Origin of the sequence: Stenotrophomonas sp. LC732 (assembly GCF_052446685.1) — a bacterium.
Classification (GTDB): Bacteria; Pseudomonadota; Gammaproteobacteria; order Xanthomonadales; family Xanthomonadaceae; genus Stenotrophomonas; species Stenotrophomonas muris.
In genome coordinates, this window is sequence record NZ_CP199214.1 from 4393661 (window position 1) to 4417374 (window position 23714).

General features: G+C 67.6%; 13 protein-coding genes and 1 riboswitch. Of the genes, 5 read left to right on the top strand and 8 right to left on the bottom strand.

Annotation, left to right across the window (positions count from 1 at the left end):
* Positions 1-35: 35 nt before the first annotated feature.
* Both acs and ACT6SE_RS20735 read left to right on the top strand, forming a co-directional pair.
* Entirely contained in the window at positions 36-1979 is a 1944-nt protein-coding gene (gene acs, locus ACT6SE_RS20730) for an acetate--CoA ligase (protein WP_049420844.1), read from the top strand.
* 110 nt (positions 1980-2089) lie between these two features.
* Positions 2090-2755, top strand: coding sequence for a response regulator transcription factor (locus ACT6SE_RS20735; protein WP_006477308.1), 666 nt, complete (start codon positions 2090-2092; stop codon positions 2753-2755).
* 102 nt (positions 2756-2857) lie between these two features.
* Here ACT6SE_RS20735 and ACT6SE_RS20740 read toward each other — a convergent pair whose 3' ends face one another.
* The 4 genes from ACT6SE_RS20740 to ACT6SE_RS20755 form a co-directional block, all read right to left on the bottom strand.
* Positions 2858-3313, bottom strand: a complete 456-nt coding sequence (locus ACT6SE_RS20740) for an REP-associated tyrosine transposase (protein ID WP_046433289.1) — start codon at positions 3311-3313, stop codon at positions 2858-2860.
* Between the two features lie 146 nt (positions 3314-3459).
* On the bottom strand, positions 3460-4035 hold the full coding sequence (locus ACT6SE_RS20745; protein ID WP_005414918.1) for a manganese efflux pump MntP: 576 nt from the start codon (positions 4033-4035) through the stop codon (positions 3460-3462).
* Between the two features lie 88 nt (positions 4036-4123).
* A riboswitch (yybP-ykoY riboswitch) is annotated at positions 4124-4213 on the bottom strand.
* A gap of 140 nt (positions 4214-4353) precedes the next feature.
* Positions 4354-7812 carry a hybrid sensor histidine kinase/response regulator gene (locus ACT6SE_RS20750; RefSeq protein ID WP_046433290.1) on the bottom strand — a complete coding sequence of 1153 codons (3459 nt, stop codon included), beginning with the start codon at positions 7810-7812 and terminating at the stop codon, positions 4354-4356.
* 233 nt (positions 7813-8045) lie between these two features.
* Positions 8046-10193, bottom strand: coding sequence for a S46 family peptidase (locus tag ACT6SE_RS20755; RefSeq protein ID WP_032957842.1), 2148 nt, complete (start codon positions 10191-10193; stop codon positions 8046-8048).
* Positions 10194-10319: 126 nt separating this feature from the next.
* On the opposite strand from ACT6SE_RS20755, the gene ACT6SE_RS20760 reads away from it, so the two are divergent.
* The 3 genes from ACT6SE_RS20760 to ACT6SE_RS20770 are packed head-to-tail and all read left to right on the top strand — an operon-like array spanning position 10320 to position 14703.
* A complete protein-coding gene (locus ACT6SE_RS20760) occupies positions 10320-12008 on the top strand; it encodes a molecular chaperone HscC (protein ID WP_046433293.1) in 1689 nt (562 codons plus the stop codon).
* Entirely contained in the window at positions 12005-13459 is a 1455-nt protein-coding gene (locus tag ACT6SE_RS20765) for a heat-shock protein (protein ID WP_230548429.1), read from the top strand. Before ACT6SE_RS20760 ends, ACT6SE_RS20765 begins: the two co-directional genes overlap by 4 nt.
* Positions 13456-14703, top strand: a complete 1248-nt coding sequence (locus ACT6SE_RS20770; RefSeq protein WP_046433296.1) for a heat-shock protein — start codon at positions 13456-13458, stop codon at positions 14701-14703. Before ACT6SE_RS20765 ends, ACT6SE_RS20770 begins: the two co-directional genes overlap by 4 nt.
* 11 nt (positions 14704-14714) lie before the next feature.
* Here the strand turns inward: ACT6SE_RS20770 and ACT6SE_RS20775 are convergent, their stop codons facing one another.
* From ACT6SE_RS20775 to glyQ, 4 genes are all read right to left on the bottom strand, one after another.
* Entirely contained in the window at positions 14715-18572 is a 3858-nt protein-coding gene (locus ACT6SE_RS20775; RefSeq protein ID WP_444811051.1) for a translocation/assembly module TamB domain-containing protein, read from the bottom strand.
* Complete coding sequence (locus ACT6SE_RS20780; protein WP_088375331.1) at positions 18569-20365, bottom strand: autotransporter assembly complex protein TamA; 1797 nt, start codon at positions 20363-20365, stop codon at positions 18569-18571. The genes ACT6SE_RS20775 and ACT6SE_RS20780 overlap by 4 nt, the downstream gene beginning before the upstream one ends.
* Before the next feature lie 213 nt (positions 20366-20578).
* A complete protein-coding gene (gene glyS, locus ACT6SE_RS20785) occupies positions 20579-22654 on the bottom strand; it encodes a glycine--tRNA ligase subunit beta (RefSeq protein ID WP_046433304.1) in 2076 nt (691 codons plus the stop codon).
* 87 nt (positions 22655-22741) lie between these two features.
* Positions 22742-23653, bottom strand: coding sequence for a glycine--tRNA ligase subunit alpha (gene glyQ / locus ACT6SE_RS20790; protein WP_014648902.1), 912 nt, complete (start codon positions 23651-23653; stop codon positions 22742-22744).
* Positions 23654-23714: the final 61 nt, after the last annotated feature.

Here is a 23714-nt window from a genome sequence, read left to right on the forward strand (position 1 = left end):
CGCACATACAAAGTCAACGTGCAAGTGAGGGTGCCATGGCTGATATCTACCCCGTCGATCCGCTGTTCGCCGCCAAGGCACGCATCGACAAGACGTCGTACGAACAGCAGTACCAGGCGTCGGTGACCGACCCGGATGGTTTCTGGGGCAAGGCCGCCGAGCGCCTGCAATGGATGCGCAAGCCGACGAAGATCAAGAACGTCAGCTATGACCTGTCCGACTTCCACATCAAGTGGTTCGAAGATGGCGAGCTCAATGCCAGCGTGAACTGCCTGGATCGCCAGCTGGAAACGCGCGGCGACAAGACCGCCCTGCTGTTCGAGCCGGACGGCCCGGATGCACCGGCCCAGCATGTGACCTATCGCGAGCTCTACGAGCGCACCTGCCGCCTCGGCAACGCGCTGCGCAACCTCGGCGTCAAGAAGGGCGACCGGGTCACCATCTACCTGCCGATGATCGTCGACGCCGCGGTGGCCATGCTGGCCTGCGCGCGCATCGGTGCGATCCACTCGGTGGTGTTCGGTGGCTTCGCGCCGAACTCGATCGCCGACCGCGTCAGCGACTGCCAGAGCAAGCTGATCATCACCGCCGACGAGGGCCTGCGCGGTGGCCGCAGGATTCCGCTGAAGGCCAACGTTGATGCCGCGCTGAAGCTGCCGGGCACGAATACGGTTGAAACCGTGCTGGTGGTGCGCCACACCGGCGGCGCGGTGGACATGCAGGCCCCGCGCGACCGCTGGTTCCACGATGTGGTGGACAGCCAGCCGTCCACCTGCGAACCGGAACGCATGAACGCGGAAGACCCGCTGTTCATCCTCTACACCTCCGGTTCCACCGGCAAGCCCAAGGGCGTGCTGCACACCACCGGCGGTTACCTGCTGTACGCGGCCTACACCCATGAAGCGGTGTTCGACCTGCGCGAAGACGACGTCTACTGGTGCACCGCCGATGTCGGCTGGGTCACCGGCCACAGCTACATCGTGTACGGGCCGCTGGCCAACGGCGCGACCTCGCTGATGTTCGAAGGCGTGCCGAACTACCCGGACACCTCGCGTTTCTGGAACGTCATCGACAAGCACAAGGTGACCATCTTCTACACCGCCCCGACCGCCATCCGCGCGCTGATGCGCGAAGGCGAGGAGCCGGTGAAGAAGACGTCGCGCGCGTCGCTGCGCCTGCTCGGCAGCGTCGGCGAGCCGATCAATCCGGAAGCCTGGCGCTGGTACTACGAAGTGGTCGGCGACAGCCGCTGCCCGATCGTCGATACCTGGTGGCAGACCGAGACCGGCGGCATCCTGATCTCGCCGCTGGCCGGCGCGATGGACCTCAAGCCCGGTTCGGCCACCCTGCCCTTCTTCGGCGTGCAGCCGGCGCTGGTCAATGCCGATGGCGAGGTCCAGGACGGCCCGACCGAGGGCAACCTGATCATCCGTGATTCCTGGCCGGGCCAGATGCGCACGGTGTACGGCGACCACCAGCGCTTCATCGACACCTATTTCCGCACCTACCCGGGCAGCTACTTCACCGGCGACGGTTGCCGCCGCGACGAGGACGGCTACTACTGGATCACCGGCCGCGTTGACGATGTGATCAACGTGTCCGGCCACCGCATCGGCACCGCCGAAGTGGAAAGCGCGCTGGTCTCGCACCCGAAGGTGGCCGAAGCGGCCGTGGTCGGCTTCCCGCACGACGTGAAGGGCCAGGGCATCTACGCCTACGTGACACTGGTGGCCGAAGAGGCACCGAGCGACGAACTGCAGAAGGAACTGGTCGCCTGGGTGCGCAAGGAGATCGGCCCGATCGCCACGCCGGACCACCTGCAGTGGGCGCCGGGCCTGCCGAAGACCCGCTCGGGCAAGATCATGCGCCGCATCCTGCGCAAGATCGCCGAGAACGCGCCGGACCAGCTCGGCGATACCTCGACCCTGGCCGACCCATCGGTGGTGGCCTCGCTGGTGGACGAGCGCAAGGTGCGCTGACGTACGACCCGGGGCCGGATCCCGGGGCCGGATCCCGTTCCGCCAGGAACGGGCTCTGACCGTCGTAGGATCTGGCCCCATGCAGTTTCCCCCCACGGTTCCCCCCGACCATGACCACCCTCCTGATTGCCGATGACCACCCGCTGTTCCGCGAAGCCCTGCGTGGGGCCGTGCAGCGGGTCATCCCCGGCGTGCAGCTGTTCGAGGCCGACAGCGTGGAAGCGCTGTATGCACTGGCCGACCAGCACAACGACGCCGACCTGGTCCTGATGGACCTCAACATGCCCGGTGCGCAGGGTTTCAACGCGCTGGTGCACATGCGCTCGCTGCACCCGCACCTGCCGGTGGTGGTGGTGTCCGCACGCGAAGAAGCCACGGTGATGCGCCGCGCGCTCGACCACGGCGCGCTGGGCTTCATTCCGAAGTCTGCGGACTCGGACACCATCGGCCACGCACTGGGCACCATCCTCGATGGCGAGACCTGGGCACCGCCGGAAGCGCACAACGTGCCGCCCACCGGCAGCGAAGAACGCGAAGTCGGCCAGCGCCTGCGCGAGCTGACCCCGCAGCAGTTCCGCGTGCTGCAGATGCTGGGCGCCGGCCGCTTGAACAAGCAGATCGCCTACGACCTCAACGTCTCCGAAGCGACGATCAAGGCCCACGTCACCGCCATCCTGCGCAAGCTGGGCGTGACCAACCGCACCCAGGCCGTGCTGATGGCCGGCAAGCTGGCCATCGACGACGACGCCATCGTGCTGCCGCCGGAAGAAGATTGATCGTAACGGACTGCGGAGCCGAGCATGTGCTCGGCTCCGCAGCCTTCATGATGCCCCTGTAGAGCCGAGCCCATGCTCGGCTGCTCTTGGCCTCAATACCGATCACCCCCAAAGCCGCCATCGACTCCATACATAGGGGTATTCCCCGATGCGCGTGGCCAGCCGAGCACGCACGGGATTGGCCGCAATGTACATCGCCTGCGTGCGCAGGCACTCATCGCTGCGCAACGCATGGTCGTAGTACCCCGGCTGCCAGATCGGTGCGTTCGCATCAACGCGCCTGGCGATGGATCTTCCACCCCGGGACTTCAGGATCTGCATGCAGCCGGCCAGCGTTCCGGTACGCAACTCGACCAACCAATGCAGGTGGTCCGGCATGACCACCCAGGCGAGGGAGGAGGTCCGCCCCGTCCGCTCTACGGTGCGCAGCGCTTCGATCAGCAGATCGACATTGGCCTTGTCGTCGAACCAGGGACGGCGTGCGCGTGTCACAGCCGTGATCGCGTAGACATTGCCGGTCTGCGACCAGCGACCAAAGCGGAGTGCGGGACTGGCCATGCGAAGAGGCTATGGCACGCATGACAGCCTCTCCATCAGCGAAATGCCGTGCTGCATGTCGGCGAATGCTCCAATGTAGAGCCGAGCCCACGCTCGGCTGCCATGTGAAGCAGCCGAGCATGGGCTCGGCTCTACAGGGGCGGGCGTTACCCCACGCCGTGCAGGTGTTCGTACAGGATCGTTGCGCCGATGATCACCAGGATCACGCCACCGATGATCTCCGCACGCTTGCCGACCATGCTGCCCAGCACGCGGCCGAGCATGATGCCGGCGGTGACCATGGTCAGCGTGCACAGGCCGATGACCGCGGCCATCACGCCGATATGCACGTCCATGAAGGCCAGGCCGATGCCCACCGCCATCGCGTCGATGCTGGTGGCGAAACCGGTCAGCGCCAGCTTCCAGAAGCCGTGGTGCTGCGAGGGGTCTTCGTCTTCCTCGGCACTGTCCGGGCGCAGGCCGTTGTAGATCATGTGGATGCCCAGTGCGCCGAGCAGGCCGAAGGCGATCCAGTGGTCGAAGGCTTCGACGTATTGCAGGGCAGCCCGACCGAGCAGCCAGCCGATGATGGGCGTGATCGCCTCGATGACGCCGAAGATGATGCCGGCACGCAATGCATCGCGGAACACCGGCTTGCGCATGGCCGCACCCTTGCCGATTGCAGCGGCGAAGGCATCGGTGGACATGGCAAAGCCGATCAGGAGGATCGAAATGGGGGACATGGGCGGTGGCTGAGGTCGGGCTGGGACGGACGCACGGCCTGCGCTCGCGCCCAACCTGACGTTGCGCGCGCGGGCCGCTGGTCTCGCCAACCATCATGGTTGTCCACGCCACGGCGCACTGGCCGAGTATGTTGACGTGGACGATTCCTGCGAAGGAATCCGGCTACTCCCCAAGGGGACGCGAAGCTTAGCATCGCGATCCGCACGTGGCGCATTTCCAGCGAAACGCGCAGGCAGGGCTGGTTTGTATAGCGATGGCTATATCGGCGCCGCCATGCGTTCGGGAGCCGAGCACGGGCTCGGCTCTACAATTGCCGATCAGGCATCGCTATTGCCGGCATCGCGCAGCGCGCCCAGGAAGGCGCGCAGCGAGGCCGGCTTGATCGGCTTGGTCAGCACGCGGTAGCCGCGTTCGCGTGCCATCCGCTTCAGTTCGTCGCGGCCATCGGCGGTCAACAACGCACCCGGCAGCGGGTAACCGGCGGCTTCACGCAGCGCCACCAGCGCATCCAGGCCGTCCATGCGGTCGTGCAGGTGGTAGTCCACCAGCATCACCTGCGGCCGCTCGGCCACTTTCTCCAGCGCCTGATCCACCGTCGATGCCGTAATCACCTGCACCTGCCAGCGACCGAGCAGCGCGCGCATGCCGTCGAGGATCTCTTCGTCGTTGTCCACGCACAGCACGCGCAGGCCGGCCAGCGAATCGCTGCGCAGCGGCGCGGCTGCGGCCTGTACCGGCGCGGCCAGTTCGGTATAGCCCGGCAGCGGCGCCACCCGCGGCAGGATGATCGAGAACATCGAGCCCTTGCCGACCCGGCTGCGTGCGCTGAGGCGATGGTCGAGCAGGCGCGAGATGCGCTGGCAGATCGACAGGCCCAGGCCCAATCCCTGCTCGCCCCAGTCGAACGGCTGCTGGTAGCGATGGAATTCATCGAAGATCTGCCGCATGTGGTGCTCGGGAATGCCCGGGCCGGTATCCCAGACCTGCAGCTCGACTTCATCGCCACGCTGGCGCACCGCCAGCACGATGCGGCCCTGACGGGTGTAGCGCAGCGCATTGGCCAGGAAGTTCTGCAGCACGCGGCGCAGCAGGCGGCGATCACTGCGCACCCAGGCCGGACGCGTGAACAGGTCCAGGCGCAGGCCACGGCCGGCGGCGACCGGCGTGTACTGCGCGGCCAGTTCGCGCATCAGCGCGCTCACGTCGAACTCGCCGATCACCGGGTGCAGGCCACCGGCATCCAGCCGCGACACGTCCAGCAGGCCATCAAGCAGTTCTTCGGCAGCACGCAGCGACGCATCCACGCGCTCGGCCAGGTGCTTCTGCTCGTCGCTCACATGGTCGCTGTCGCGCAGCGCCGAAGCAAACAGCCGTGCGGCGTTCAACGGCTGCAGCACGTCATGGCTGATCGCCGCCAGGAAGCGGGTCTTCGACTGCTGCGCGACCTCGGCCTCGTGCGAGCGCTCGGCCACGCGCTGTTCCAGCGTCTCGTTGGCCTCCAGCAGTGCTTTTTCCGCGTGCTTGTAGTCGGTGATGTCGTTGTAGCTGGTCACGTAACCGCCGCCGGGCAGCGCCTGGCCGCGCATCTCGATCACCTTGCCGTCGCTGCGGGTGCGCTCGAACACGTGTGGTGAGCCGGCGCGCATGTAGCCGATGCGGCGGTTGATCTGCACTTCGATATCGCCCTCGCCCAGCTCGCCGCGCTCGGCGTTGTAGCGGATCAGGTCGGCCACCGGGCGGCCCACGTAGAGCATGCCGTCGGGGTAGCCGAACATGTCCTGGTAGCGGCGGTTCCATGCGGTCAGGCGCATGTCCGGATCAACCACGCTGACCCCGGCGCTGATGTTCTCCAGCGTGGTCGACAGGATCTCGCGGTTGAAGCGCAGCTCCTGCCCCGCTTCGTCCAGCACCGCCACCACTTCGCCCAGGTCCATGCCCGAGCCACGCAGCAGGCTGGTCAGCAGCAGGCGCGCCGATGCCGCGCCGATCGAGGCCGCCAACAGACGCTCGGTGAACTGTACCCACGGCCGGTCCGCAGGCGCCGAGGATTGCAGCTCGCGGCCCAGCGACTGCGCCTGCTCGAAGAACGAACGCCGCGCGTGGCGCTCGCCGACCACGCGCGAGGCCAGTGCCAGCAGGTCGCCCACGTGCACGTGGCCGGGCCAGCCGCCGGCCACCGACGGGCGTTCGGCATACGGGTCGAGGAAGGGGGCAGCGCGCAGGCGCTCGTCGACGCCGGGTCGCCAGCGTGCGGACACCAGCATCATCGTCGCCGCATTGACCAGCAGCGACCAGAACGTGCCATGGGTCAGCGGATCCCAGCCGGTCATGCCGAACAGCTGCTGCGGGCGCAGCCACTCAATGCCGAACGGGCCGTGCTGCACCCAGGCGGCATCGACCCAGCCGGCCATGGTCATCGCCGGCAACAGCAGGGTGTACAGCCAGGTGGCGAAGCCGAGCAGCATGCCCACCTCGACGCCACGCCGGCTGGCACCGCGCCAGTACAGGCCGCCGATCAGGCCGGGCGCGAACTGCGCCACCGCTGCGAACGCCATCAGGCCGTACGAGGCCAGGGTGCTGTCGTTGCTGCTGGTGCGGTAGTAGCTGTAGGCCATCAACGCCAGCAGCAGGATCGCCAGGCGGCGGATCCACAGCACGCGCGAGGCGACGTCGGCGGCCTCCTGGTGGTCACCGCTCCGACGCAGCAGCACCGGCATCACCAGGTCGTTGCTGACCATGGTAGCCAGCGCGATGGACGACACGATGACCATGCCGGTGGCCGCCGAAAAGCCGCCCACGTAGGCGATCAGCGCCAGCGCGTTGCGGCCCTCGGCCAGCGGCAGGGCCAGCACCATCGAGTCGTCGGCGACGCTGCCGCCGGTGCCGAACAGGGTCACGCCGGCGGTGGCGATCGGCAGCACCATGCCCGAGATCAGCACCAGGTAGCCGCCGAACATCCAGCGCGCGCGGCGCACGTCGCGCACATCGCCGCACTCGACCACGGCCACGTGGAACTGGCGCGGCAGGCAGATGATGGCCAGGAAACTGAGCAGCGTCTGCGAGATGAAGCCCACCGGCGGCAGGCCGGTGAACAGCGTATGCACCGACTCGACCACCGCGTCGGTGCGGTTGCTCAGCCACAGGTAGGCGAACACGCCCACGGCCAACATCGCCAGCAGCTTGATCACCGATTCGAAGGCGATGGCCAGCATCATGCCGTGGTGGTGTTCGGTGGCATCGACCTGGCGGGTACCGAACAGGGTGGCGAACAGCGCCATCAGCAGCGCCACGTACAGCGCGGGATCGGTGAAGAAGCCGGTCGGGCCGGTGTTGCCGGTCAGCACCTGCAGGCTCATCGCCACCGCTTTGTACTGCAGCGCCAGGTACGGAATGATGCCGATCAGCGCGATGATCGCCACCAGCGCCGCCAGCCGCCGCGAGCGACCGAAGCGCGAGGAGATGAAGTCGGCGATGGAGACCACGTTCTGGCTGCGCGCGATCAGCGCCAGGCGCTCGATGATGCGCCAGCCGAACAGCAGCAGCAGCAGCGGGCCGATGTAGATGGGCAGGTAGCCCACGCCGTTGCGCACGGCGGTGCCGACCGCGCCGTAGAAGGTCCACGACGAGCAGTACACGGCCAGTGCCAGGCTGTAGACCACCGGCCGCAGCCACGGCCGGTCGGGGTACATCGGCCGACGGTCGCCCCACCACGCCACGCCGAACAGCAGCGCGGCATAGGCAACCGAGACCAGCAGCAGGATCCAGCTGGAGACCACGCGTGCGTTTCCGTCAGGACAGGGGTCAGTAGATCACGACCGCTGGTCGTGCGGGTAGGTCACGAGGAAGGACCGCAAGGGTGGGGCATGGCAGTAGGTCACGATCGTTGATCCGTCTGGTGGGTCACGACCGTTGGTCGTGACGGGGACATCCGTGCCCACTAACAGTGGGCACCTACCGGGAATCAATGGGCACCCACCAGGAAGCGGTGGGCGCCTGCCAGGTACCGGCGTTATTGGGCCGGCACGCCCATTTCCTTCAGCAGCTCGGGCGCCGGGTAGACCTTGGCCAGCAGCCAGCGCAGGTAGCGCATGTCCACGTGCACGGCGCGCTTGTAGCGCGGGTCGAACCACCAGCTGGCGCTGACCGACTCCCAGTTGCTGTCGAAGTTCAGGCCGATCAGTTCGCCCCTGGCGTTGAGCACCGGCGAGCCGGAGTTGCCGCCCGTGGTGTCCAGGTTGGTCAGGAAGTTGACCGTCTGGGTCTTCAGTGCCGGATCGGCGGTGCTGCCGAAGTCACCCTTGGCGATCGCTGCCAGCAACGGCTTGGGGGCATCGAACGGATAGGCGTTGGTGTTCTTCTCGACGATGCCGGCCACGGTGGTCACCGGCGAGTAGGTCACGCCATCGCGCGGGTGCAGCGCCTCGACCTTGCCGTAGCTGATGCGCAGGGTGCGGTTGGCATCCGGATACACCGCGCGGCCCTGCTTGGCACGCCAGGCGAACAGCGCCTGCATGTACGCCGGGCGCAGGCGCAGCTGCTCGCCTTCGCGGGTCTTGCTCTCGTTCTCGATGCGCAGCTGCGCGGCCACCAGCGGACCGGCCACGCTGATCAGCGGATCGGCGGCCAGTGCCTTGCCTTCGCGTGCGGCGGCAAAGCGCGACAGGCGCTGCGCTTCCTCACCCAGCTGGGTACCGGCATACAGGGTGTCCAGCGCCTTGGCCAGCTGCTGTGGGGTACGACCAAAGGCCGCGTCGAACTCGGCCACGCGCTGCGCGTCCGGCAGCTGCTGGTAGCGGGTCAGCAGGGTGGTCAGCAGGGCCTTCTCGACCTCCGGCGCGTAACGGCGCTGGACCTGCTTGAGCACCCCTTCGATCATCGCCTGGTCGCGCTGCTGGTAGCCGCTCTCGCGCTGCGCGTCCGGCTTGGCCGATTCGATGCGCAGGCGCTCCAGCAGCAGCGCCGAGCGCAGCAGCTGGCTCTGCGCGGCCATCTGCTCCAGCAGCAGGTCACGCTCGCCCACCGCCGCACCCTGCGACAGGTTGGCCAGCAGCGCCTTGATGTCACCCTGGTACCTGCGGTCGGTGGCAGCCAGCATGGCCGTCTCGTCGGCGGCGCGCTGGGCCTTCGCATCGCTGCGCAGCAGGCCTTCCAGTTCGCCGGCGGCGCGCTTGCGGTTGTTCTTCAGCGACTGCAGCTGCGAGGCGTAGCGGGTACGCGCCTGCGCGTCCTTGGCGCTGGCGGCCTCGATGGTGTCGATCATCTGCTGGAACACCGATACGCGGCGCGGCAGCACGGTATCGATCTGGCCGGCGAATTCGGCCGCGGTGCGGTGGCGGTAGGTGATGCCCGGGTAACCGGCCAGCATCGCGTAATCGCCTTCCTTCGGGCCTTCCACCGACATCTGCAGGTGTGCCGGCGCCTGGTAGGGCACGTTGTCCTTGCTGTAGGCGGCCGGCTTGCCGTCCTTGCCCACGTAGGCGCGCAGCAGGGTGAAGTCGCCGGTGTGGCGGGGCCACATGAAGTTGTCGATCTCATCGCCGTAGTTGCCGATCGCACGCGGCGGCGCATACACCAGGCGCACGTCGCTCAGTTCCAGCTGGGCAATGCGGTAGAAGTCGGTGCCGTAGTACATGTTGGCCACCGAGCAGCGCACGCTGCCGTCCTTCTCGCACTCGGCCACGATCTGCTTGCTGGCTGCATCCACGGCGTCGAAGTAGGCACGGCCGGTCTTGCCACGGGCCTGCGCCAGCACCTGGTCGGTCACCTTGTCGAAGCCGACGGTGACCAGCACGCGGAAGTCCGGGTTGGCCGGGCGCTCGTCGGCACGGTCCCTGGCGATGAAGCCACCAGCGATCAGGTCGTGCTCGGGCGAGCTGTTGTACTGGATCACGCCCATCGCCACGTGGTGGTTGGTCAGCAGCAGGCCGTCGGCGGACACGAACGAACCGGTGCCACCACCGGCGCGCACCACGGCGCTCAGCGGCGGCGCGGTGACGTTGGCCAGGTCGGCCGGATTGCCCTTGAAGCCAGCGGCCTGCAGCGGTTGGGCCAGGTCCGGCAGCTGCGTCGGCATCCACATGCCTTCATCGGCGTGGGCGCCGGTGGCGAGGGTCAGGCCCAGGGCCAGGGCGGTGGGGAGGGCTTTGCGTGGTGACATGAGGCAATCCGGTACGACAGAACAGCCCGGGACCATAGCCCGTGGGGCGCTGTCGGGCAACGCCCGATAGTCAGGCCTGCGCCGCGCTCCTAGAATTGCCGTTTTCTGCACATCGGACGTTCGCAGATGATCGTCGGCATCGATCTTGGCACCACCCATTCCCTCATCGGCAGGCACACGGCAGCAGGGCCGCAGCTGTTCCCCAATGCCCATGGCGAGCTGTTGACCCCTTCGGTGGTCAGCCTCGTCGATGGTGCCGTACTGGTCGGCCAGCCGGCCCGTGACCGCCTGGTCAGCCATCCGCAGCAGACCGTGGCCCATTTCAAGCGCTGGATGGGCAGCGACCGTGAGACCCGGCTGGGTGAGCGCAGTTTCCGTCCCGAGGAGCTCTCGGCCATGGTGCTGCGCTCGCTGCTGGCCGACGCCGAAGCCGCCCTGGGCCACAAGGTGGAGGAAGCGGTGATCAGCGTGCCGGCCTACTTCTCCGACGCCCAGCGCAAGGCCACCCGGGCCGCCGGCGAACTGGCCGGCATCCGCGTCGAGCGCCTGATCAATGAACCCACGGCCGCTGCGCTGGCCTATGGTCTGCAGGAGCGTGACGGCGAAGGCCGCGTGCTGGTGCTGGACCTGGGCGGCGGCACCTTCGACGTCTCCATCCTGGAACTGTTCGATGGCGTGGTCGAAGTGCATGCCAGCGCCGGCGACAATTTCCTGGGCGGCGAGGATTTCCTGCAGGTACTCGTGCAGGCCTTCCATGCCGACCAGGGCACGTCCGCCAGCGACCTGTCCGCTGCCGAGCAGGCGCAGCTGCTGCGTCGGCTGGAACTGTTCAAGCGCGAACTCAGCCAGAGCGGCACTGCCAGCCTGCAGTTGCCCCTGGCCGGCAGCGAACGCCAGTGGCAGCTGGATGAAGCTCGCTACGCCCAGCTCTGCGAGCCACTGCTGCTGCGCATGCGCGCGCCCATCGAGCGCGCGATCCGCGACGCCCGGCTCAAGCCCGAGGCCCTGGACGACATCATCCTGGTCGGCGGTGCGGTACGCATGCCGATGGTCAGCAGGCTTGCGACCCGCATGTTCGGCCGGCTGCCGCTGCGCCATGTCCATCCGGACCAGGCGATTGCCTTGGGTGCCGCCGTTGCAGCGGGATTGAAGGCGCGCGACGAATCGCTGCGCGAAGTCGTGCTGACCGATGTCTGCCCCTACACGCTTGGCACGCAGGTGTCCCGCCAGGATGCTGCCGGTGGCGAGCGCAGCGGCTATTTCCACCCGATCATCCAGCGCAACAGCGTGGTGCCGGTCAGCCGCGAGGATCGCTTCTACCCGCTGCACGAGCGGCAAAGTGCCATCCGCATCGACGTGTTCCAGGGCGAGAGCCCGACGGTGGATCGCAACATCAAGCTCGGTGAGCTGACCGTGCCGCTGACCCATTCTGTCCCGATGCAGGAACGCAGCGTCACCGCCCGCTTCACCTACGACGTGAACGGGCTGCTGCAGGTCGAAGTCACCGAGGATGCCACCGGCAGGCGCCACGAGCTCATCCTGGAACAGAATCCCGGGCTGCTGTCACCCGAAGAGATCCAGCAGCGCCTGCGCGCGCTGGAAGCGCTGAAGATCCACCCGCGTGACGCCCAGCCCAACCTCGCGGTGATCGCCCGCACCGAGCGCCTGTACGAGGAACGCATCCATCACCGTGAACAGTTGCAGTCGTGGCTGAGCAGCTTCCGCCATGTGCTGGAGAGCCAGGATGCCGTTGCCGTCGAGCGTCATCGCCGTCAGCTGGACGAGGCACTCGACGCCCTCGAGCGCGATGCATGAGCTGGGCACTGCACGTCCTGGAGCTGGACCAAACGGCTGACGAGCGCGCGGTCAAGCGCGCCTATGCAAAGCGCCTGCGGGTGACTCGACCCGACGAGGATCCGGTCGCCTTCCAGCACCTGCATGAGGCCTATCAGGCGGCATTGGACTGGGTCCGCCAGGAAGCGCTGGCCGATATCGCGGACGAAGACGAACCGGCGGAGCATGCAACCGACATCGCACCCTGGCCGCCCGACGCAGACGTGGCATGGGCGCCGCCCGAAACGCGTTCGTACTCGCCTCCATGGCCACCTCGCGGCACGCCTGTGCTGCTGCGCACGGCACCAGTGGCGGAACTGGAGGGAGCGGTCCACGTATCGGGCCATGCGCACACGATCCTGCGCATGGCCCATCTGTCTTCCCCTGAAGACTTCGGCCCCTGGCTGGAGGCCACGCCGGTGCTGTGGTCGCTGCGCTACAAGCCATTGGTGGGCGACGCGCTGCTGGATGAACTGGCACGCAGTCACAACAGCGTCAGCGCAGCCAACATGGGTCTGCTGGCACGCTGCTTTGGCTGGGATGATGTACACGATGGCGTGGATCCGGACAGGCTGGCATCGATCCAGTCGCGCGGTCATCGGCGCTGGGCTGCCGAATCCGGCAATGCGGCGGAGCTGTCGGCGCTGCTGGAGGAGGAGGGCAGCCTGCGGCTGGGGAGGGTCACCCTTGCGCGTTGCCTGCGCTACCTGTCGCAGCCATGGCACGCGCGACGATCCCTCTGGCAGGCGCAGCTGCCCGAGCACATCATTGAGGTCAACGCGCTGCTGGATGCGCTGGAACGCGGCGGCCAGGAGCCATTGCCCGCCGCCTGGGATCGGCAGCAGGTGCAGTTCTGGCGCAGCCTTGCCGACGTTTCCCGTCCCAACCGCTGGCGTTGCCAGGTCAATGCGCTGCGGGGCGGCCTGTTGGCTGCCCTGACGCTCGCGATTGCCGGTGGCTCGACTCTCATGAGTCTTGCCCAGCGTGACCTGCGCACCGCCGCCGCGCTCGGCATAGGCGGCGTGCTGCTCGGGGTCCTGCTCGCCCTGGCCGGCGCTCTGTGGGTCCATGTCCGTTGGGCGCTGCGCCAGCTGACGCTGGATCTGTCCCCTTCGCGCTGGGGATGGCTACTGGCGTTGCCAGCGCCGCTGATCGCCCTCGCCAGCCTGATCCTGGTCCATGGCCTGGATCTGCGGCTGGAAGGTACGCTGCTGCTGTTCCCTGGCCTTGCTCTGGCGACGGCACGCTGGATCCGGCGCGAGGATGGCCGGGGATTCCGGCCGCGCAACCTGATTGGACCGGGCATCGGCATGTTCGTCCCCGAAGTGGGCTGCGCCCTGGTCCTGCTGCTATGGACCACCTGGTTCCTGCGTGACAGGTGCCGTCGCCTGTCGATCGACCTGCCTCCACCTGCTTCTGGAAACACCGTGTGAACCGGGCACTGGACGCTCTCGGGCTCGACGCCAGCGCCGACGAAAAGGCGATCAAGCGCGCCTACGCGCAGAGACTGCGCGCGGCACGCCCGGACGAAGACCCGGTGGCATTCCAGGCGCTGCACGAGGCTTACCAGCAGGCCCTGCTGTGGGCACGCAACCGCACGCAATGGCAGGAGGAGAGCAGTGCAGAAACGCTGTCGACGCCACCTGCAGACAACAGCCCACCCGGCCCACCGGCGCCGTACGACAGCCATTCGCCGATGGACCACATGCCGGTGCTGCATCATCCATGCACGCCCGACATCGACATGCCGGACGATGTGGTGGAGCCATCATTGAACCTGCCCCGGTTTGCGCGCCTGCTGATCAACACCGCCGGCGACGCCGACCCGGCCAGCTTCGAGCACTGGCTGGCCCATCGCCCGGAGCTGTGGTCATTGGCCGACAGGCCGCGTATCGGTGACGTGGTACTGCAGCAGCTGCTGCACCAGGGCCAGCCGCTGTGCGAGTCCAACTTCGATCTGCTCGGTCGATACTTCTGCTGGGATGAGATCCGGGCTGATATCGATCCCTACCGGGTCCGCGCACGGCGCAACCTGCTGCATCGCCGCTGGCAGCTGCAGCCGCGCAACCACACGGCCCTCACCGCAGCCCTGGACCGACCGCATGACCGGGTGTCCGCTACCGAGGCCCATGCCCGCATGGAACGCTTGACCCGACCGTGGCACTGGTTGCAATCGCTGCTGTCGGCCAGCGTGCCCGGGCGTGCTGGCATCATGCGGCAAACGATGCAGCGTCTGGGAGTGCATGGTGTCCGTGACACGCTGGCGCCACTGGACACGGATCAGGTCGCCTTCTGGATGGCGGTATCCCAACCCGGGCACTTCAATCTCATGAAGATGCAGGTGGCCATTGTCCGCTGCCTGCTGGGCGCTCTCGTCGTGCTGGCCGTTCTGGCGGCGCTGGCATTGCTCGGTGATGCCGCTCGCCCTATCGCGATCAGCACGTCCAGCATGAAACACGTGGCAATCCATGTCTCGGTGGTCATCGTGTCTGGCGTCCTCATGCTGACGCCTTTCGTTGGAGGCACCCCATCGCGGACGGCGTCCGCGCCAGCGCCCGTCGAGCCACCGTCGGCGCTTGATGGGCACGGCATGCTCACGCACGGGCCTCGTCCGCGCAGGCCAGCCCCCTCCTTCGCCGTTGTCAGCCAGACCGATCCCGACACAGAGGGTGGTTGAGGGGCAGCGGGTTATTTCTCCCGCCGCCAGTTGATCGACCCGCGGTTTTCCACGGTGCTCGACTCCACTTCCACGTCGAACCCGCGGCGCAGCAGGTACTTCAGCGTGATCACCGAACCGGCACCGACCAGCGACACGCCGTAGCCGACGTACAGCTTGGGCGAGATGTACTTGCCGACACCGATCACCGAGCCGCCCAGCGCGCGCGACTGGCTCACGCCGGCGTCGTCCAGGCCCAGCTTGGCGCCCAGCTGCGAAGCCAGCAGGCCGCTGCCCGCCGAGAGCGCCGCCGAGGCCGCGTTGACCTGCTGCGCCTGGTCGCTGCTGGCACCGGTCAGGCTGCGTCCCAGCACCAGATAGGCCAGTGCCTCGGACTGCGACATTGCCGGATCGGACCACACGTCCGCGCGCGGCTGCTGCGCACGCCCGGTCACGTCGATGCCGGCGGTGACATCACCGATCCGGCGCTCGGCGCGGATGTTGATGCGCGGGTCGGACACCGCGTTGTAGTTCCAGGTGAGGTTGCCGCGGGTGATGGTCAGGTCCTGCCCATACGCCTTGTAGCGGCCGCTCACTTCCAGGCCGCCATTGGCGGTCATTTCACGGCCGGGCTTGGCCCAGACCTGCATCTTGCCGGTCAGCGCGCCCTTCAGGCCGAAGCCGGTCATCTTCACCTTGTCGCCGAGGCTGACCGTCAGGTCCATGTCCAGCGGCGAGGTGCGCGACTCTTCCGGATCGGCCGGGTCCAGCACCACCACGTCTTCGGACACCGAGGTGCCACGGTCCAGGCGCTCCAGGTCGATGTCGGCCTCGGGCACGTGCACGGTGCCACGCAGCTCCATCGCCGCCTTGGCCAACGTGAAGTCGAGGTTGGGGTTGGCGACGATGCGCAGCTCGCTGGTGCTGGACAGCAGCACGTTCTCGCCGTGGATCTTCAGCTGCAGCGGCTGTGCATCACCGAACCACGACAGGCCGCCGTCGACATACAGCGTGCCCTGGCCCGAGTTGGCCTGCGCGGTGATCTTGGCCGAGCCGTCGGGCTGGGCCACGAAGCTGCCCTTGCCCTGGTCGAAGGTCAGGCCAAGCGCGGGGAATTCGCCCTTGAAGTTGCTCAGCTGCGCGTCGCCGCCCAGCGACGGCTGCCCGCGCGTACCGCGCAGGCTGACGTGGCCTTCGATCAGGCCGGTCGGGCGCACGATGTCCGGCGAGAACAGCTCCAGCCAGTACAGCCGCGACATGTTGAGGTAGAGCTCACCGTTCAGCGGTGCGCTGGCTTCCCAGCCGGTCTGCATCTTCGCGTCGACGAAGCCATTGCCCTGGAAGCCCATGCCCAGGTAGCCCTTGATGCTGGCCGGGGTCATGTCGAGCTTCAGCGAGAACTGGTCATAGCGCACCAGCTCGCCGCGGGTGGTATCGCCCACGGTGTTGCGGTTCTCGCCCAGGCGCACGCCGCCTTCCTTCGAGCGCACTTCCACATGGCCTTCCCAGGCCGCGCCACGCGGGCGGATCTGCGCGTCCAGGCTGACGTCGCCGCGCAGGTAGATGCGGCGGCCGGACTGCGGCGGCAGCCACGGCTGCACCAGCGCCAGCGGCAGCGCGTCACTGCGCAGCACCAGGCCTTCTCGCGGCCAGTTGGCCTGTGCGCACAGCGCGCCGCTGCTGGCGGCGGCCAGGCAGGCTTCGGACAGGGTGTAGGTGCTGCCGTTGATCGCGAACGCCGCCGGTGCACGCAGCGACCACGCATCACCCTTCACCGGTGCGATGCGCAGCGAGGCCAGCTCGCCACGCCACTGCGCCCCCTGCTGGCGCACGCTGCCCTGCAGCTCGATCGCGCCCATCTCATTGCGGGTCTGCGCAGCCAGGCGCAGGTTGGACACACTGCCCTGCGCATCCACGTTCAAGCGCTCCAGCAGCATGCCGGCGTTGACCTGCTGGCCCTGCACCGCCAGCGTGCCGCTGTCGCCGCGCCACGGCAGGTGGCCCTTGATGCTCACGCTCTCGGCGCCGTAGCCCTCCCAGTTGAGGTTATTGCCGACCAGGTCGGCGGTGATGTCCGGCGCATCGCGCGGCCCCTTCACCTGCACCTGGCCGCGCAGGCCACCGTCGGCGCCCGGCAGCAGGTCACTCAGCTGCAGCGGTTCGAAACGTGCATCGATGTCAAGGCGGTCGCCGACCTTGCCCGACGCGGTCACCCGGCTGCTGCCCAGCGACAGCTTCAGGTCACCCTGGCCCTGCGCGCCCTGCAGCGCGAACTTGCCCTGTGCATCAAGGTTGCGCTGGCGCAGGATGCCCTTCAGCGACGGCAGGTCGACGGTGGCTTCCAGCGTGCCGGCCGTGCCCGGTGCGGCATTGGCCGGCGGCGGCAGCTGATGGCCCTTGGAGGCCAGGTTGCCGGACAGGCGGCCGTTCCAGCCCGGCACGAAATAGCCGGGGTCGAAGTCCTTCAGCGTGGCCTTGGCGTCCCAGTCCAGCTGCGGCGCCCAGGCCACCTGGCCTTCCACCTGCAGCTGCCCACCCGGCGTCTGCGCCTGCAGCTGGTGGATCGACGCGGCCTGGTCATTGCCGCGTACGTCGAACTGCAGCTGCGCCTTCTGCGCCTCGCGTTCGATCTCGGCACGGCCGATAGCCGCCCAGGCCTTCAGGGTACCGGCCAGGCCGAAGCGTGCTTCCTTCAGGGTGACCGGCACCGGTGCGCTGCCAGCCGTGTTCGGGTCGGGTGCCGGCACGTAGGTCAGATCGCGTGCGACCACCGAGAAATTGAGTTTCTGCTGATCGTCCTGGCTGAAGTCGGCGGTGCCTTCCAGCCGCGCTTCGCCACCGAGGCCCTTCACCAGCAGCGGTGAGACCTTCAGCACCTGGTCCTGCAGCGACACCACCGACGGTGCCAGTTCCAGCTCCTGGTCGCCCTGCTTCACCCTGCCGCGCAGGTTGGCATTGCCGCCCTTGCCGGCGGCGGTGAAGTCCAGCGACAACGGCGCAATCGCCGAGCTCGCCAATGCTGGCGACAACAGCGCCAGATCCAGCTCGTCACTGCGGATGCTGGCGCTCCAGCTCGGGTCGGTGCGGCCATCGAACACCAGCATCGCGTGCAGCGGCTTCGGCGCGCGCCCGGCTACGGCCACTTCCATGTGCGACAGGTCGCCACGTGCGACCAGGCCCACCGTAGCGGCGGTGCGCCCACGCGGTGCTGGCAGCACCGCCGTCACCGTCACATCGGTGTCGTAGTCCTCGGCCGGAATGTAACGGCCCTGGGCGGTGAAGTTGCCCATGTCGCTGTCCACCACCAGCTTGTGCGCCTGGAACTCGCCATTGGCGATCTCGATGCCGCCGCGCACCCGGCTGATGTCGATCACCGGTTCGTTGGCCTGGCTGATGCGGAAGCCGTCGATGGCGATGGCATCGGCCTGGATCGCCAGCGGCATCTCGATCTGCGGCAGCGAATCCGGCCACGATGGCAGCTTGAACGGCTCGTCACTCTTGGCCAGGTTCAGCGTGGCGTTGGTCAGCTCCAGCTTGTCCAGCAGCAGCTTGCGGCCCAGCAGCGGGCGCAGGTCCGGCTCCAGGTGCGCGCGCTCGGCGTGGAAATGGATGTCGTCGTAGCGGAAGTCGACGTTGTACAGGGTCAGCGGACCGGCCACCGGGCCGTCCACCTTGTCCCAGGTGAAGCTGGCGCCCGCCGGCAGTCGCGCCACCACCTGTGCCAGCAGCACATCGCGGCCGGCCACGGTCTGCAGCAGCCAGTACACCGCCAGCAACGCCAGCAGCACCAGGCCGATCACGCCCACGCCGGACCACGCCCAGAAGCGGCGGCGGCGGTAGAAACGCACGCGCGGCGGCGGCGTGTTCGGGGTGGGTGCGGGCGTGCTCACAGGTCCGCTCCGATGTTGAGGTACAGCTGGAACTGTGAATCCGGGTTGTTCAGGCCATGCGCGATATCCACGCGCACCGGGCCCACCGGCGATTTCCAGCGCACGCCGAAGCCGACGCCGGTGTGCAGGTCAATGGTGTTGTCGAAGGCGCTGCCGGTATCGACGAACACCGCCGCGCCCCACGGGCCGCCATTGAAGTAGTGCTCGTACTCGGCCGAGCCGATCACCAGGTTCTTGGCGCCCAGCGCGTATTTGTCGGGTTTGGGTGTGCGCGGGCCGACTTCGCGGTAGGCGTAACCGCGGATGCTGCGGTCACCGCCGGCGAAGTAGCGCAGGCTCGGTGGCATCGCCACCAGGTCGCTGGTCCACGTGGTGCCGCCTTCACCGCGCAGGATCAGGCGGTTGCTTTCACCCACCGGGATGTACCAGCGCAGCACGGCGTTGGCCTGCACGAAGCTGGTATCCGAGCCGGCACCTTCAACGCCGGCGCGCATTGTCGCAGTACCGCTGATGCCCTTGCGCGGGAACATCTCGTCGTCGACGTTGACGTAGTCGGCAACCATCTGCGGGTACACCAGCGTCGAGGTGTTGTAGACGGCATCGGTGAATTCAGTGCCGGAGGCATAGCGCCAACGCTCGCGCAGTGCGTTGATCGAGGCGATCGCGGTCCAGTGCTCGTTGATCTCGCCGCTGCGGCTGGCGATCAGCTTGAAGTTGCGCAGGTCGATGTAATCGGTCTGCTCGTCATACGCACTGGCGGCGAAGGTGTACCAGCCGTCAAGCCAGTTGAAGGCGGGGATGCGGTAACTGGTCACCAGACTCTTGCGCTTCTGCGCATAGTCCAGCTGCGTGTTCATCTTGTGGCCGCGGTTGTTCAGGAAGCGTCGCTCGATGCCACCGCGTACACCCGGGCCGCTCTCGCTGCCGTAGCTCAGGCCGGCGGTATAGATGGTGCGCTTGGCGCGCGTCAGCTTCACGTCCACCGGCACTTCGCCGTTCTCGTCGGCCTGGTCCGGGCGCGGCTGGATGTCGATCACGCTGAAGTAGTCCAGCTTGGTCAGCGACTCGCGCAGCCGGTCCAGCTTGCCCTCGTGGTAGTAGCTGCCCTGGTCCCAGTAGACCAGTGGATCGAACAGCTTGTCGACGAAGTAGTCCTGCTGGAAGCGCACCGGGCCCATGTTGTAGCGGCGGCCGCTGTCCCAGGTCAGGTCGATGTCGGCGGCGTTGTCGGCGCGGGTGATCTGCACCTGGCGCTGGGTGTAGTCGGCGTCGAAGTAGCCGCGCTCGGCCAGGCGCCGGGTGATGGTGATCTTGCTGGCTTCGTATTGGGTGTGCTCGAAGCGCTGGCCCTTGCGCGGCTTGAACGCGGCCAGGTCATCCTGCAGGTACTGGTCGTACATCGCCGGGCCGGTGATGTCGATGTGCTCGCGGCGCACGGTCACCGGAGTGCCCTTGTCGACATGGATCAGCACACGCACGTGTTCGTCCTCGCGCGGTGCCTCGACCTTGATCACCGGGTTGTAGTACCCGAACGGTTCCAGTGCCTGGCGGGTCTGCCGCTCGGCCTGCGACAGCAGGTACTCCAGGCGTGATTCGCCCTGTTCCTTGCCGATCGTGTCGTACAGCGACAGCGATTCCTGGATGTTCTCGATGATTGCGGCGTCGTCGCCCTTGTCCAATCCCTTGATGTCCACCTTGTCGATGGTGCCGCGCGCGTGGGCCACGGAAGTGGCGGCCAACGACAGGACCATCAGCGGCAGGGCGTATTTCTTTGGCTGCATGCGGGACAGCATACCGACCGAAGGTGACGATGCGAAATGCATCACGTCATTCGGGATCGGTTGTTAAGTGGCGGTCAAAATACGCACCTTTGTGGCGATCATCGTGAATGCAGGCGAGGATGCCGGCATCGTGCGCGATGCCGGCAATGACCCCGATGGACATCCACCGGCGATGCGGTGCGCGGGGGTAATGCCGGCCAGCGGCCGGCACTACCGATACGGGCATCAGCTCGACAGATGCTCGATCGCCGCGACCTTGCCCAGGCGCTCGCCCAGCATCGTCAGCAGCGCCAGGCGGTTGCCACGCAGCGCCAGATCGTCCGCATTGACCATCACCCCGTCGAAGAACGCGTCGACCTGCGGGCGCAGGCGCGCCAGGCGTGCCAGCACGGCCACGTAGTCCTTCTGGTGCAGGCTGGCGCCGGTGTCGTCGATGGCGGCGGTGACCGCTTCGGCCAGCGCGCGCTCGGCGTCTTCCTGCAGCAGCGCCGGGTCGATCTGCGCCGGAATGTCGCCCTCGGCCTTGCGCAGGATGTTGCGGATGCGCTTGTTGGCCGCAGCCAGTGCCTCGGCTTCCGGCAGTGCGGCGAAGGTGCCGATCGCATCCAGGCGGCGGTCGAAGTCGTACAGCGAGGCCGGCTTCAGTTCGGCCACCGCGTTGAAGTGCGTGGCCGGCACGCCCCTGTCGCCGTAATAGCCCTTCAGGCGGTCGAGAATGAAGTCGTACAGCTCGCCGACATCGGCCTGCACGTTGCGCGCGGCCAGGCCGGCGTTGGCGCTGGCCAGCAGCGCGCGCAGGTCCAGCTCGAAGCCGCTTTCGATGATCGTGCGGGCCAGGCCCAGCGCATTGCGGCGCAGCGCGAACGGGTCCTTGTTGCCGGTCGGCTTCAGGCCCGCGGCGAAACCACCGGCCAGCGTGTCGACGCGTTCGGCGATGGCCAGCACCTTGCCCAGCGGCGACAGCGCGATGTCATCACCGCCGAAGCGCGGCTGGTAGGCCTCGTCGATGGCCAGCGCCACCTCGGTCGATTCGCCACCGGCCACGGCGTAGTGGCGGCCGGCGATGCCCTGCAGCTCCGGGAACTCGTTGACCATGCGCGACTGCAGGTCGTTCTTGGCCAATTCGGCAGCCCGCCTGGCCTGCACGGCATCGGCACCCACCTGGGGTGCGATCACTTCGGCCAAGGCGGCCACGCGCGCCACCTTGTCGGCCACGCTGCCCAGCTTGGCCTGGTAGGTCACCGTCTTCAGGCCGTCGCCCATCGACGCCAGGCCCTGCTTCAGGTCCTCGTCGAAGAAGAACTTGGCGTCGGCAAAGCGCGGGCGGATCACCCGCTCGTAGCCCTTGGCCACTTCGGCCACGTCCTTCGATTCGATGTTGGCGATGCCGATGAACTTCTCGGTCAGCGTGCCTGCGGCATCCAGCACCGGGAAGAACTTCTGGTTGATCTCCATCGTTTCGATCAGCGCTTCCTGCGGCACTGCCAGGAACGCACGTTCGAAGCTGCACAGCACCGCCGACGGCCACTCGACCAGGTTCACCACCTGCTCCAGGTTGTCGTCGGTGATGCGGGCGCTGCCACCGGCCCTGGCCGCGGCGGCCTCGACCTCGGCGACGATGCGCGCACGGCGCTCGCGCGGGTCGACCAGCACGAAGGCGGCGCGCAGGGCTTCAACATAGTCCTGCGGCTGGGCCAGCGACACGGGCTGGTCGTGGTGGAAGCGATGGCCACGGCTGACACGGCCGGCCTGCAGGCCGAACAGTTCGGCCTCCACCACCTCGGTACCGTGCAGCAGCACCAGCCAGTGCGCCGGGCGGGCAAAGCCCCAGGTGTGGCCGCCCCAGCGCATCGGCTTGGGAATCGGCATCGCTGCAATCGCCTCGCGCAGGATCTCCGGCAGCAGGCTGGCGGTGCGTGCGCCCGGGGTCACCGCGCGGTGCACGAAGCGCTCACCCTTGTTGTCGGTGGTCTTCTCCAGCGCGGTCCAGTCGATCCCGGCCTTGGCGGCGAAGCCCTGCAACGCCTTGGTCGGCTGGCCTTCGGCGTCCAGTGCGATGTTCAGGTACGGGCCCAGCACTTCGCTGTGCTGTTCCGGCTGTTCCAGGCCCACGCCCGGCAGCAGCACGGCCAGGCGGCGCGGGGTCGACAGCGGGCGTGCATCACCCAGTTCCAGCGTGACGCCGCGCGTGCGCAGGCCTTCGACAACACCGTCGAAGAACGCCTGGGCCAGGCCCGGCAGCGCCTTGACCGGCAGCTCCTCGGTGCCCAGTTCGATCAGCAGGGGGGACAGTTGGCTCATCGGTTCGATCCTGTGGTGGGGGCGCAGCGCGCGACGCGTCCGGCGCCCCGGGGAGTTGATGAAAAGCGGGTGGGTGCGGACGGCCCGTCAGGCCTTCTTCGCGCCCGGGAAGCCCAGCTTCTCGCGCTGCTCGTAGTACGCCTTGGCCACCGCCTGGGCCAGCGCGCGCACGCGCAGGATGTAGCGCTGGCGCTCGGTCACGCTGATCGCGCGGCGTGCATCGAGCAGGTTGAAGGTGTGGCTGGCCTTCATCACCTGCTCGTAGGCCGGCAGCGGCAGGCCCACCTCGACCAGCTTCTGCGCTTCACGCTCGCAGGCATCGAAGCGGTGGAACATTTCGTCCACGTCGGCGTATTCGAAGTTGTAGGTGCTCTGCTCGACTTCGTTCTGGTGGTAGACGTCGCCATAGGTCACCGGTTGCCCGTCCGGGCCGTAGGTCCAGACCAGGTCGTAGACGTTGTCGCAGTTCTGCAGGTACATGCACAGGCGTTCGAGACCGTAGGTGATCTCGCCCAGCACCGGGCGGCACTCCAGGCCACCGGCCTGCTGGAAGTAGGTGAACTGGGTCACTTCCATGCCGTTGAGCCAGACTTCCCAGCCCAGGCCCCAGGCGCCCAGCGTCGGCGATTCCCAGTTGTCCTCGACGAAACGCAGGTCGTGCACCAGCGGGTCGATGCCCAGCGCCTTCAGCGAATCCAGGTACAGTTGCTGGATGTTGTCCGGCGCCGGCTTCATCGCCACCTGGTACTGGTAGTAGCGCTGCAGGCGGTTCGGGTTCTCGCCGTAGCGGCCGTCGGTCGGGCGGCGCGAGGGCTGCACGTAGGCCGCGTTCCAGCGTTCCGGACCGATCGCACGCAGGAAGGTGGCCGGGTGGAAGGTACCGGCGCCCACCTCCAGGTCGAGCGGCTGGATGAGCACGCAGCCCTGCTGGGCCCAGAACTGGTTCAGGGTCTGGATCAGGCCCTGGAAGGTGATCGGAACGGTCGGGGTCGCGGACATGCGTACGAGTCTTGGCCGGCAAGGGGGTGCGTTAGTATAACGGCCGACCTGCGGGGCATTC

Excerpts from the sequence above, each read along its gene's own strand:
- acs (WP_049420844.1), top strand. The coding sequence starts at position 36 with ATGGCTGATATCTACCCCGTCGATCCGCTGTTCGCCGCCAAGGCACGC.
- ACT6SE_RS20735 (WP_006477308.1), top strand. The coding sequence starts at position 2,090 with ATGACCACCCTCCTGATTGCCGATGACCACCCGCTGTTCCGCGAAGCC.
- ACT6SE_RS20740 (WP_046433289.1), bottom strand. The coding sequence starts at position 3,313 with ATGGCCAGTCCCGCACTCCGCTTTGGTCGCTGGTCGCAGACCGGCAAT.
- ACT6SE_RS20745 (WP_005414918.1), bottom strand. The coding sequence starts at position 4,035 with ATGTCCCCCATTTCGATCCTCCTGATCGGCTTTGCCATGTCCACCGAT.
- ACT6SE_RS20755 (WP_032957842.1), bottom strand. The coding sequence starts at position 10,193 with ATGTCACCACGCAAAGCCCTCCCCACCGCCCTGGCCCTGGGCCTGACC.
- ACT6SE_RS20760 (WP_046433293.1), top strand. The coding sequence starts at position 10,320 with ATGATCGTCGGCATCGATCTTGGCACCACCCATTCCCTCATCGGCAGG.
- ACT6SE_RS20765 (WP_230548429.1), top strand. The coding sequence starts at position 12,005 with ATGAGCTGGGCACTGCACGTCCTGGAGCTGGACCAAACGGCTGACGAG.
- ACT6SE_RS20780 (WP_088375331.1), bottom strand. The coding sequence starts at position 20,365 with ATGCTGTCCCGCATGCAGCCAAAGAAATACGCCCTGCCGCTGATGGTC.
- glyS (WP_046433304.1), bottom strand. The coding sequence starts at position 22,654 with ATGAGCCAACTGTCCCCCCTGCTGATCGAACTGGGCACCGAGGAGCTG.
- glyQ (WP_014648902.1), bottom strand. The coding sequence starts at position 23,653 with ATGTCCGCGACCCCGACCGTTCCGATCACCTTCCAGGGCCTGATCCAG.